This window comes from Oscillibacter sp. ER4 (assembly GCF_000765235.1).
Taxonomy (GTDB): Bacteria; Bacillota; Clostridia; order Oscillospirales; family Oscillospiraceae; genus Hominicoprocola; species Hominicoprocola fusiformis.
Genome location: NZ_JPJG01000024.1, coordinates 1 through 11,679, shown reverse-complemented (window position 1 = coordinate 11,679; position 11,679 = coordinate 1). Strand labels below are relative to the sequence as shown.

Sequence of the window (11,679 nt, the reverse complement as noted above, 5' to 3'; positions counted from 1 at the left end):
AGTTTTTCATCTGGTGCTTGTCAAAGTTTCGTTGTTTAATTTACAAGGTGCACGCTCCATTCGCGGAACAGGTGTTATCTTAGCACCTACCACCCCTTTTGTCAACACATTTTTTCAAACTTTTTGATTTTTCTCCAATTTGTTTGTTAGGCTGTGCAAAATAGACAGGCAGAGAGGGCACAAAACACCCTCTCCGCCGTGCAATATGCACTGCTATCAGTTGAAGCAGCCGCTAAACAGCTGGCACAGCATCGTAAAGAGCGTGCTGCAATCAAAAGTGCCGCAGTTAAACATGGCGTCAAGTCCTCCTCGATTCTGGAATGCGCCTCGATCAAGACAGGCGATATTCTACCGTTTTTGCCGCCGGATTGCAAATGCAATGATTACCAGCGCTCTCTCCCAGGCCCCCCCGTCTTTCCACACTTTATTTATAATTGTAGATAACAGAAAAGAGGGCAGCCCGATTCGCCGTCCCCTTCTTCTGATTTTCCCTTGTCAGCCTTTTCTTGCGGTGCTATACTATATGTTATATGGTCAAAAACCATATAGCATGCTGCGATCAATGTCCGCGAGCGAGTGCGCGCCGCACATGCGCATCGTGTCGGCAAGCTCGGCTTTGAGCTTCTGGACGTAGAGCTGCACGCCCTCCTCCCCGCCGCCATAGACGGTGGTAACAAACGGGCGGCCGATGAGCACCGCGTCCGCACCGAGCGCCAGCGCCTTGAACATGTCCATGCCGCTGCGGATCGCGCCATCGACCAAAATCGTCATCTTGCCGCCGACAGCATCGACGATGTCCGGAAGCACCTCCGCCGTCGCGGGGCAATGGTCGAGCACACGGCCGCCGTGGTTCGAGACCACGATGCCACTCGCGCCCGCCTCCAGCGCCTTTTCCGCGCCGCGGGCGGTCATAATGCCCTTTAAAATGAACGGGCGCTGCGCCCAGGAGACGATCTGCTTTAACTCCTCAACGCTTTTGCTGCCCGCCGGCGGCGTCAAGCCCTGCAAAAACGGCAGGCCCGCCGCGTCGATGTCCATTGCGATGGCGAAGGGCTCGGATTCCTGCACGAGCGCGAATTTTTCGCGGATCGTGTCCATATCCCACGGCTTGATGGTCGGCACGCCGCAGCCGCCGTTCGCCTTGAGCGCCTCAGCCGCGCCCTCGACCACCTTCGGGTCGGTGCCGTCGCCGGTAAAAGCGAGAATGCCCGCGTTTGCGCACGCGCGCACAAGGATATTATTATAAGTAAGATCGTCGTACTTGTCCCCGTAGTGAAGACGCATCGCGCCCACCGGCGCGGCGAACGCCGGAATCTCAAACGTCCAGTCAAAGAGCGTGAATGAGGTGTCCACCTGTGAATTTTCGCAGATGGTGTCCATGTTGACGCAGATCTCACGCCACTTTTCTGCGTTGCGGATAAAGCCCGTGCCCTCGCCCTTGGCGCCGGGGCCGGGCATCGTGTTGCGGCAGACCTTGCCGTTGCAGTCATTGCACGCCTTGCAGTAAGGGCCGATGCAGGTCCTTGCGTTTTCCAGCACTTGCTGATAAGTCATGTTGGTTCCCCCTTCGGAAATGAGTTTGCTTGCCAATATCGTGTCGATCCGACGCGATATCGCCTATATTTTATCCCGTCCTGCTGAAAAAGCAAGACCCAAAGGAGCTATTTATGAATACCGTTCACACACTGAGAGAATATGTCGATGCGCTGCGCGACGCGGGCATTCTGGTCGATTGCGCCGTGAGCGACGAGCTCGCCGCGCGTGAGATCCACTGCCTCACCTACGATACGCGCGCACTGAGCAAGGACGCGCTTTTCATCTGCAAGGGCGCACACTTCAAGGAAGAGTACCTGTGCGACGCACTCTCGCGCGGCGCGATCGCCTACGTCGCCGAGAAAAAGCACAATGTGGACGCGCCCTGTCTTCTTGTCAACGACATTCGCTATTCCCTCGTCGTGCTCGGTCAGCTCTTTTATAACCATGTGACGGACAAGCTCACAAGCGTCGGCATCACGGGCACAAAGGGCAAGAGCACCACAGCCTACTACGTGCGCTACATCTTAAATGACTGGCTGCGCGCGCAGTCGATGCCCGAGTGCGCCATTCTCTCCTCTATCGACAACTACGACGGCAAGAGCACCGAGGAGTCCCACATCACCACGCCCGAGGTGCTTGAGCTCTACCAGCACTTTGAAAACGCCTATGAATGCGGCATTTCGCATCTTGTGATGGAGGCCTCGTCCCAGGCGCTCAAATACGGCCGCGTGCGCGGTATCACGTACGACGTCGCTGCATTTTTGAACATCGGCAGCGACCACATCAGCCCCATCGAGCACCCGGACTTCGAGGATTACTTCAACTCCAAGCTCAAAATTTTCGACTCCTGCCGCTTCGGCTGCGTCAATACCGACGCCAAGTACTCGGATCGCGTCATCGAATACGCCAAGGACCGCTGCAACCTCATCACGTTTGGCTCACACGAAAGCGACACTGTCTCTTGCCAGCATGTGGAAAAGCGCAGCGACGGGCTCTACTTCACGGTTTCCTCGCTCAAGTACAACGGTGAATTTTCCATCACGATGCCCGGCCTTTTCAACATCTCCAACGCCCTCGCTGCCATGGCCATCTGTATGGTGCTCGACGTGCCGGAGGAGTATGTGCGCTCGGGCCTTCGCAAGGCGCGCGCCGCGGGCCGCATGCAGATCTACGAAAGCCGCGACAAGAACGTCACCGTCATCGTCGACTACGCGCACAACCGCATGAGCTTTGACGCGCTCTACCGCTCGACGAAGATCGAATACCCCGGCCGCCAGATGATCTCCGTCTTCGGCTGCCCCGGCTCCCACGCGCTCCAGCGCAGAAAAGACCTCGGCGAGCTGAGCGGGCAGAACTGCGACTTCGTCTTCATCACCGAGGAGGACTCCGGCGAAGAGCCGTTCGCGCAGATCGCCGCCGACATTGAAAAGCACGTTGCCTGCCCGCACCTTGTGCTCGAGGACCGCGCCGAGTGCATCCGCCGCGCAATTCTGGACGGCAAGGACGCGCGCGTCATTCTGCTGACCGGCAAGGGAGAAGAGACAACGATGAAGCGCGGCAGCGTCTTCGTCCCCTACCCGAGCGACGTCGAGCTCACACTCAAATACCTCGCCGAATACGACAAGGTCCATCCCGCCGCGCCGGCGAGCAGCGCCAAAAAGGCAAAAAAGGACTTTTTGCCCATTATCCTCGGCAGCGACGAAAACGCCTACGGCACGGCACGTCTCTTCCGGGAGGCCTATCACGTCACACCGCTGCTGCTGTGCACGCAGCAGCTCGTGCCCACGCGCAGCTCACACCTGTTTCTCTGCCGCATTATCCCGGATTTTGAGCGCGAGGAGGTCTTCCCCGACGCGCTGCTCGGCGTGCTGAAGCAGTGCGCACAGGACTATGAAAAGCTGCTCGTCATCCCCTGCTCGGACTATTACACGGGTCTTCTCTGCCGCCACTACGACCATTTCGAGGGGCTCATCGCCAACCGCTTCATCTCCGAGGAGCTTCTTGAGACCTTCGACACGAAAGACAAGTTCTACGCCCTCTGCGAGCAGTACGGCATGGACTATCCCAAGACCGTCGTCGCCTCTCCTGAGGAGCGCGAGAGCGTCGTCGACCGCCTTCCGTTCGACTTTCCCATCGTCGTCAAGCCCGAGAATTCCAATGCACTCGACTATCTCCGCTGCCATTTTGAGGGGCAGAAAAAGGTCTTCTTCTTCGACACGCGCGAGCAGTACCTCACGATGGTCCACAGCATGAACCAGTCGGACTACCGCGGCAAGCTGATTTTGCAGGAGTTTATCCCCGGCGGCGACGACGCGATGCGCGTGCTCAACAGCTATTCGGACCTTGACGGCCATGTGCGTGCGATGTGCCTCGGCCAGCCGGTGCTCGAATACTACGACCCCAAGTCTGTCGGCAACTATGCCGCCATCATCTCGCGCGGCGATCAGGCGTTGTACGATAAAATGCAGGAGTTTCTCGAAAAGCTCGGCTACGTCGGTTTTTCGAACATCGACATGAAGTACGATTCCCGCACGGGCCGCTACGTGCTCTTCGAGATCAACCCGCGCCTTGGCCGCAGCAGCTATTTCTGCCGTGCCGCGGGGCTGAACATGATGAAGCTCCTGACGAACGATGTCGTCTACGGCAAGCGCGAGGACTGCGTCTACAACCACACCGTCGCCCTCTGGCAGAACGTGCCGACCGGCATTCTGCGCCGCTATGTCAAGGATCAGGAGCTCTCCGACGAGCTCAAGCAGTTCAAGGGCACGCACACGCTCTTCTGCAAGGGCGATCTGCCGCTCTCTCGACTCTATCGCCTGCTGCGCTACTACGCCGCGCAATACCACAACTTCCGCGACTACTACTTCGATAAAAAGTGACTCCTGTCAAAAGAAAAAGGAACGGCTCGTGCCGTTCCTTTTTCTTACCAGAATTTTTTCTTTTTGCACACCCACAGGCTCAGCACCACCACGGCGACACTCACAAGAATGATCGCGGGGTAGCCGTATTTCCAGTGCAGCTCCGGCATGCCGGAAAAGTTCATGCCGTACCAGCCGACAAGCAGTGTCAGCGGCAGGAAGATCGTCGTCACGATGGTCAGGATCTGCATGATGCGGTTCTGACGGATGTCGATCTCCGACTGAAACAGCGACTGGATCTGCGTGCAGTATTCGCGCAGCAGCTGCGATTCCTCGCGCAGGCGGATGACGCGCTCTTCAAATAATCGGAACAGTCCGCACTCCTCATCCGAAAAGTAGTCGTTCTCATTTTCCCGCAGCTCGCACGCCACGTCGTCGAGCTGGGAGTAGTAGCGGTACCAGGCCATCGTCTCCTTGCGCAGCTCGCTCATCGGGGTGCTGAATTCCTCCAGCTCGCCCGCGAGCACGCGTTCTTCCAGCGCCGTCGCGCGGTCTTCGATCTCCTCGAGGCGGTGCAGGTCCCTGGCGATCAGCAGCTCGAAGAAGTCGTAGAGAAATCGTCCGACGCTGTTTTCTATCAGGCGTTTTTCCTTGACGATGTGCTTCAAATAAGGCTCGGCCATCTCTCCGTCGTCCACCAGCACCACGCGGTCCTTCGTCACGAGATAGCCGCAGCAAAGGCGCGTGCCGTCCCTGCGGCCGCGCGGCAGTGCGAGCGTTCCGCTCAGACAGTTGGAGCGCACCTCCGCCTTGCAGACGTGCGCGTCCCGCGCGCTCGGCGTATGGTGCAGCACCGCTTCGAGTCCCGGCAGCGCCGTTTCGTGCACCAGCTCGTCCGAATTCAGCAGCACCACCGCCGCGCCGCTCTCCGGCGCGCGGTCCAGTGGCGTCAGCGTCTTGCCGATCGCATACCATTTCATACCCGTTCCCCCAATGCGCTTCTTTCTCTCCCCCATTGTAGCAGAATATGAAAAAAGTACAACGCCCCGCCAGAACTTTTTCCCGCAGCGCAATATTTTATGATAAAATTTGTAAAAGCGTGAACTTTTTTGTTATCTTTTGCGTCTATATGGTTGGAAGATGGAACACCCCACACACAAAAGGAGGAAATTTGGATGAAACGAAAATCTCTTCGCACGCTTGTTTGCGCGCTCCTCGCATCTCTTGCGCTCACGACCTTTGCCTTTGCCGACAACGGGCCGAAGCCCCAGCTCATCGTGCGCGTCAAAGACGCGCCGCAGGAACTCTACTACCTCGACCTGCTCGCCAAGGGTGATTGGGACGCGGAAGATGGAAACCGTATCGACGGCATCGACTGGAACTACGACGGCAAAGAGGATACGCTCGACCCCGACCTCTTAGCACTTCTGCGCGACAATGTTCCCGCCGGTTGGCACGCCTGCGTGGCGCAGGGCACGACCGGCGCACCGATGTGGGGCGAGCTGTACGCGGAAGGGACGGACGCCTCTGGCAATGCACTGCACTGGTTCGGCTACGTCGGTGTGCCGAGCACCTACCGCATCATCCTCGTCACCGAATCCGGCAAGGTCTGGGTCTCCGATATACTCAATCGCCGCGTTCTGCAATCGTCCGTCACGGTCAACTGGTCGCACGATACGTCGGCGGTCACCGTTTCCGTTCCCTCAACCATCCCCGGCTACTTGCTGCAATTTGTCGCAACGCTCGTGCCGACGCTTCTCATCGAGGGCGCGCTGCTGCTTCTGTTCCGCTATTCGTGGAAGAAAAACTGGGAAGCGTTTTTACTTGTCAACGTTCTGACACAGGGCTTTTTAGCCGTTGCATCTGTATATGTCACCGCACACAACGGCGTGAGCGCTTGGTATCTCTTTTTCTTCCTGCTTCCGGCGGAACTCATCATTTTGCTTGTCGAGCTGTATCTCTACGCCGGCTGCGGCCTTCTCACCGGCCACAGCAAGGGCCGCGCCGCGGCCTATGCGATCACCGCCAATCTGGCTTCCGCTGTTCTCGGCTATTATCTGGCCGAGCCTGTCTGGCGGCTCGTTGTCTCGATCTTATGATTCTGTTCGCATAACGCCAAGGAGGAATTCGCATGACCGGCCAAGTCTTTCCTGATCTGCCGCAAACTCCCCCGCCCGAACCACCCGCCGATCCTCCCGCACAGGAGGAACCGGCCGAGGCCCTCACGCCCGCGCAGGAGATGGCCGACGCGCTCTCCGCGCCCGAAGTAGAGATGCCCGATGCGAGCGATTCGCCCTTCTGCCGCGCGATGGGCTTGATCGCCGGCGGCCTCGCTGTCACCGGTGTGACGCTGAATTTCTGGAACCTCGACGTGCTGCTGCCGCTGGTCGGCACATTCTGCCTGCTCGTCGGCTTCCGCGCCCTGCGGCGGGTCAACGGCTTCCTGCGCGCGGGCTATGTCTGCGCCTGCCTGCACATGCTGCTCCTTTTTGTTGAGCTTGGGCAGGATGCCGTGATCTACCGTGCGGACACCGGCCTGGCGGCATTTTTCACCGTCGTTGCCGCCGCCGTGCAGCTCGTGCTGCTCTTCTGCCTTTGGCAGGGCCTGCTCGATATGCAGCGCGACGCAGGCATAACGCCGCCTGCCGCCCCCGCCGCGGGCGCTCTATTGCTCTGGTACATTCTGCTCTATGTCGCAGCGGCATTGTTTGCCTCGCTTTCCCTGTTGCTCGGCGCTTACCTCGTCTGGTATTTCTACCTGGTCGTCCGCCTCAAAAAGCTCTCGAAGTCGATGGCCGCGCAGGGCTGCGCCATCAAGCCGATCAAGGAGCACTTCTCAAATCACAAGCTCGTCGGCTCGCTGCTCACCGTCCTCGCTGTCGTCATTGCCTGCGGCTTCCTGTTTTTCGGCTCCTACCGCATGGACTGGACGCCCAAAGAGGCCAGCACCGACGCACAGGTGATCGAAGCCCATGAAAGGCTCCTCGCCCTCGGCTATCCCGAATCCGAGCTCAACGACCTCTCCGACGAGGACCTTCTCACCTGTCTCCGCGCCGAGCGCGTGGTCATCAAAGAGTGCACAGGCAGCGCTTATATCAACTACTCCAATAAGCCGCAGACGAATGACGCCTTCCACCTGACCATCGTTGCCGTCCAACGGCCCTTTGACCGGCTATTCATCGCCTGTCATTTTCGCTGGGACGATGGCGTGCGCTTTTACGGCACGGAGAGCCTTGCCTTTGAGCCACACCACGACAGCAACTCCTGGTTTGCCAAAGAGTTCTCCGGCCGGGTGTTCTATGACAGTCCGGACGGCACGACCTACACCGCCCCCTACATCGATCCTGGCACCGATCAGGTCAACCTTGGCAGCTGGTACGAGAACTGCTTCCGGCAGCTCTACTGCGCCGACGCCTCTTTCCCGAACGATGGCACGAACCAGCGCGGCTACGTCTCCTGCGCCCTCTCCAACAACATCGACGAGTTCACCAAATTCGAGGGACTATTCTATTATGTCCACCAGAACGGCCGCTTCCAGTACCCCGTGAAGACCGCACGCGATTATCAGGACTTCAACGTCAACAGGCCCCTCCTCTACAACGCACCGTTCGAGCGGGTGCAGGATTATTTTGTTCTCTTCCAAAACGAAGACGGCGTTTTGAATATTCACTGATCATTTCAGTAACAATTCCGTGGTTCACGGAGGAATGCCGCAGTCTCTGCGGCGTGCAGTCAAAGGGGGCCATTCTCTTTCACAAAAGAGAATGGCCCCCTTTTGATCCCCCAAGAGAAAGGTTTTGCCATTGCAAGCGAGCAGCTCGAAGAGCTGCAATGCTTGCCGATTGCACTGCCCATAGCGCGGCGTTGCCGCGTTAGCACTGCAAGACGATTTGCCTCTGCTCCTACTACCCGCTGCCGCTCTGCCCATCTTGTAGAAGTAGAGCCTAATTTCCGTCTACCGGAGCACTCCACAATGCGGCGAGCGAAGCAATGCCGCATCCCGCAAGCAGTCTGCCGCCAAGCAAACGTCACTCGCGCCTCACGACAGTAAGGCGCGGTTGCAACCGGTAACGACTCGAAGGGACTCATGGCGAAGCCATGTACACCGCACCCACACTGCGCAGCGCGTGCGGCTCTTCGAGCCACAAACTGCCAATGTGCGGGGTCGAGGGGCAAGGCCCCTTGCGTTCTCTTGGGGGATTTAAAGGGGGCCATTCTCTCACGTGAGAGAATGACCCCCTTTATTCGCACTCCCTGCGCGGCCGCAGGGAATCCCTTCGCACCCTACGGTGCGACAATATGAACCCCCGCCGTGTACGTCTGATACCCCGACCCAAGGCTCGCGTAATACTGCACCGTCACGTCGGCGCTCTTGCCGTCGTCCGCGATCACGGTGTCCAGCACGTCGGCCTTTTCATCCACGCTGACCCAGCCGCGGCGATAGCGCGGCAGCGTGAGTCCCTCCGCGCCTGTGATCTCCGCGATGCGGGATGTGCCGTCCGACTGCTGTTCCAGCCGGTAGCTCACGCCGACCGTCGCCAGAAATGTCTCGTTCCCCTCGATCCCGACAGGGACGAAGTACGTGCGCTCCGCGCCGTCGCCCTCCGTCCAGTCGGTGAGCGAGGTCTGCTACGCGCTGCCCTCGCGCGTGACCGTCACCTTACGCTCGCCGCTCTTACCGGAGACCGTCGCAATGATCGACACGCCGTCGGGCGCAAAGGCGAGGCCGCTGATCTCCTCGCCGCTCGCAAGATCGAGCGCGGCGAGCTTCGTCCCGTTGAGCGCGTAGACGTCCGACCGGTCGGAGTAGACCGCGGTAGAAAGGTCATCTCCTTGCCAGATAAGGTTGTTGCCGGGGAAGGTCTTGAGCAGCGTGCCGGCCACGAAATTGAACACCACGTAGAGGTCGTTTTTCTCCCCCAGGCTACCGAACGCCACAAAGTAGTTGCCTGCGGTCCCAATGTCCTCAAACCCTTTGAGCGACGGGTACTGTTCGGCAAAGTCCCAGCTTTTTCTGTCGATATAGATCGTTGTGTCATCCATTGCCACTCTGATCGTTTTCGGCGATACGCAGTACCAGCGCTGCACCTCGCTCGTCAAAATGAGCTCGCCGTCCTGTTGGGCAATGAGAAATTCGCTCTGGTCGATCAGCTCATTGACGCGCGCTGCGAATGCCTGCTGCGATTCGCCCCAATCGCCCTTCTGCGTTCCGTCCCAGTTCAGATAAATGCTCGTGTTGTTGTTTTCCACGATGTTCAGTTTGCCGCCGTCAAAGGTGTGAAGGCCGTAGTAGTAGGCACAATAGCTGATCGTGTCTTGATAGTTGCCCTCGAACAAGCTGTATTGCAGCAGCATGTCGCGTCCGTTTTCGCGGCAGAGGAAGTAGACGTCGCCCTCCCACATGCGGTCGCGCATCAGCTCCTCGCCGTTGTCGTCGACGACGCACAGCTCATAGCCGCCGAACACTTTCTCGCAGATGATCTGCTCTGCCCTGCCGTCGTTGTCGAGGTCGGAGGACGCCAGCGCCCTGCTTCCGTCGCTCTCCGACGGCTCTGTGCAGCGGATGACCGTGCCGTCGCCGTAGGAATGCAGCTCGGCGTTCAGCGTGGAGAACAGCAGCTCGCTCTTGTCTAAAAGCCTGTTGACCTCGTCCGCGAATTTCCGCGCCTCGGCGGGCCATGAATCGGCGGAATCGGAATTTACACTGAAGCTCACCGAATTCTCCGCCAGCGTGGTCGTCCCGTTTTCACTGAGCATAAAGAGCTCGTAGGAATACGATGCCTCGCCCTGATAGATTGTCGGCTCGTAGCGCAATAGCGCCGTCTTGACGCTGTCGCGATAGAGGAAATAGCTGCTCCAGCCCACGTGCGCCAGCCCCAGCTCCGCGCTCCAGAGCTCTTCGCCGCTCTGATTGCTCACCCGCAGCCGGTACGGCTCCTGCGTGGAAGTGCCGGTATAGGAGATCACTTCCTCGATCCCGTCGCCGTTCAGGTCAGCGCGGGTCAGCTCGGTCGCGCCGCCGTTCAGACGGACGATCCAGCGGTAGGGATGTGCCCCGCTGTAGGGAAGTCCCCCGCTGCGATAGCCCATCACGAGGTAAAGGCTGCCGTCCTTCTGCTGCAATAGCAGCCACTGGTCCATCGCTGCAAGCTCATCCTGACGCGCGATCTCCGGTATCGTGGCTGTTGCATTGTCGTCATCGGCCGTTTTCGTACCGCGCCAAGCGTGAGCATTTTCGCGGCGCAGCTTCGCAGCGCTCGTGCCATTCCAGTCTTCGCCGCTCGCGCTGCGGAACAGCCAGTCGAAGTTGCTCACGGTCAGGTCGATCTCCTCCCACTCCGAAAAGCGGTAGCTGTATCCTCTCGCCGCCGTCACTGTACCGTACAGAATACCGGTCATGTCCGTGCCAAGTGCGGAGGAAAGCCACAGCTCGGGCGTGGACTTCGTATTGGCAAAGGTCTCCTCATAGCTGGTTTCCCAGACGGAATCCTCGAAAACGGCCTCGCCGAGCGTATACACCCCCGTTGTCATCCCATAGAGTGCATACGACAGCCGGTCTGCCATGTCGATCGGACTTGCCGAATCGCCCTTTAGCACATAGTTTTCCCATTCCGCCTGATTCTCGACGTCCGCATCAAAAGTATCGCCGTCGATGATCAGATAATGGCCCACTACGCTGCCGACAGCATGCACCGTGCCGTCGTCCATCGTGAGAAGGAACCACACCGGCAAGCCGGCGTAAACCGTCTCCGGTTTTTCGATATATGTGCCGCGGCTGCTGTTGATCAGTTCGACTGCCTGTGCCATTTCTTCCGTATCGAGTTTTTTATACTGCCGCGCCTCCCCTTCCGCCGGAACGTAGAGCTCGATTGACGCAACGTCCGCCGCATTCAGCTTCTGCGCCCAGACAAGGCTGCCGCGCTCCGACCTCGGATTCGTCAAAAAGCACACGGCCACGATCACGACCGCGAGCACCGCCGCGGCGGCGACCCAAAACGCGGGCTTTTTGTAGTGCAGCGCGCTTTTCACGCGCGTTTTGATGTTCCCCTCGCCGAATGCCAGCGGGCAGGCCGCGACAGCTCTTCCCGGCGCGGCGCAGGACAATAGCGCCTGCGAATAGTCTGCGCGTGCCGCACCGTCCAGCCCCTTGACGACTTTTTCATCGCACGCGAGCTCGATATCGCGGCAGAAGAGGATGTAGGCGACCCACACCAGCGGGTTGAACCAGTGCAGCGCAAGCACGAGGTAGCCCAGCACCTTCCACCAGTGGTCGCGGCGGGCGAGG

General features: G+C 59.0%; 7 protein-coding genes. 3 read left to right on the top strand and 4 right to left on the bottom strand.

What is annotated here, in order from left to right; all coding sequences use genetic code 11:
* Positions 1–534: 534 nt before the first annotated feature.
* Positions 535–1,554 carry an alpha-hydroxy-acid oxidizing protein gene (locus NI20_RS0104380; RefSeq protein WP_033120236.1) on the bottom strand — a complete coding sequence of 340 codons (1,020 nt, stop codon included), beginning with the start codon at positions 1,552–1,554 and terminating at the stop codon, positions 535–537.
* A 113-nt stretch (positions 1,555–1,667) separates the two neighbouring features.
* On the opposite strand from NI20_RS0104380, the gene murE reads away from it, so the two are divergent.
* Complete coding sequence (gene murE, locus NI20_RS14060; protein ID WP_052084426.1) at positions 1,668–4,415, top strand: UDP-N-acetylmuramyl-tripeptide synthetase; 2,748 nt, start codon at positions 1,668–1,670, stop codon at positions 4,413–4,415.
* A gap of 44 nt (positions 4,416–4,459) precedes the next feature.
* Here murE and NI20_RS0104370 read toward each other — a convergent pair whose 3' ends face one another.
* Positions 4,460–5,374 (bottom strand): CorA family divalent cation transporter, encoded by a 915-nt coding sequence (locus tag NI20_RS0104370; protein WP_033120235.1) that lies wholly within the window; start codon positions 5,372–5,374, stop codon positions 4,460–4,462.
* A 195-nt stretch (positions 5,375–5,569) separates the two neighbouring features.
* Here NI20_RS0104370 and NI20_RS0104365 point away from each other — a divergent pair, with 195 nt between their 5' ends.
* Positions 5,570–6,493 (top strand): hypothetical protein, encoded by a 924-nt coding sequence (locus NI20_RS0104365; protein WP_033120234.1) that lies wholly within the window; start codon positions 5,570–5,572, stop codon positions 6,491–6,493.
* A gap of 32 nt (positions 6,494–6,525) precedes the next feature.
* On the top strand, positions 6,526–8,067 hold the full coding sequence (locus NI20_RS0104360; RefSeq protein ID WP_033120233.1) for a hypothetical protein: 1,542 nt from the start codon (positions 6,526–6,528) through the stop codon (positions 8,065–8,067).
* A 611-nt stretch (positions 8,068–8,678) separates the two neighbouring features.
* Here the strand turns inward: NI20_RS0104360 and NI20_RS0104355 are convergent.
* The gene (locus tag NI20_RS0104355) at positions 8,679–8,921 is read right to left on the bottom strand and encodes a hypothetical protein (protein WP_033120232.1); all 243 of its coding nucleotides are present in this window, start codon (positions 8,919–8,921) and stop codon (positions 8,679–8,681) included.
* A 102-nt stretch (positions 8,922–9,023) separates the two neighbouring features.
* The coding region (locus NI20_RS0104350) for a M56 family metallopeptidase (protein ID WP_033120231.1) at positions 9,024–11,679 on the bottom strand (2,656 nt) is incomplete at its 5' end.

Coding starts and splice junctions, on each gene's coding strand:
- NI20_RS0104380 (WP_033120236.1), bottom strand. CDS start 1,554: ATGACTTATCAGCAAGTGCTGGAAAACGCAAGGACCTGCATCGGCCCT.
- murE (WP_052084426.1), top strand. CDS start 1,668: ATGAATACCGTTCACACACTGAGAGAATATGTCGATGCGCTGCGCGAC.
- NI20_RS0104370 (WP_033120235.1), bottom strand. CDS start 5,374: ATGAAATGGTATGCGATCGGCAAGACGCTGACGCCACTGGACCGCGCG.
- NI20_RS0104365 (WP_033120234.1), top strand. CDS start 5,570: ATGAAACGAAAATCTCTTCGCACGCTTGTTTGCGCGCTCCTCGCATCT.
- NI20_RS0104360 (WP_033120233.1), top strand. CDS start 6,526: ATGACCGGCCAAGTCTTTCCTGATCTGCCGCAAACTCCCCCGCCCGAA.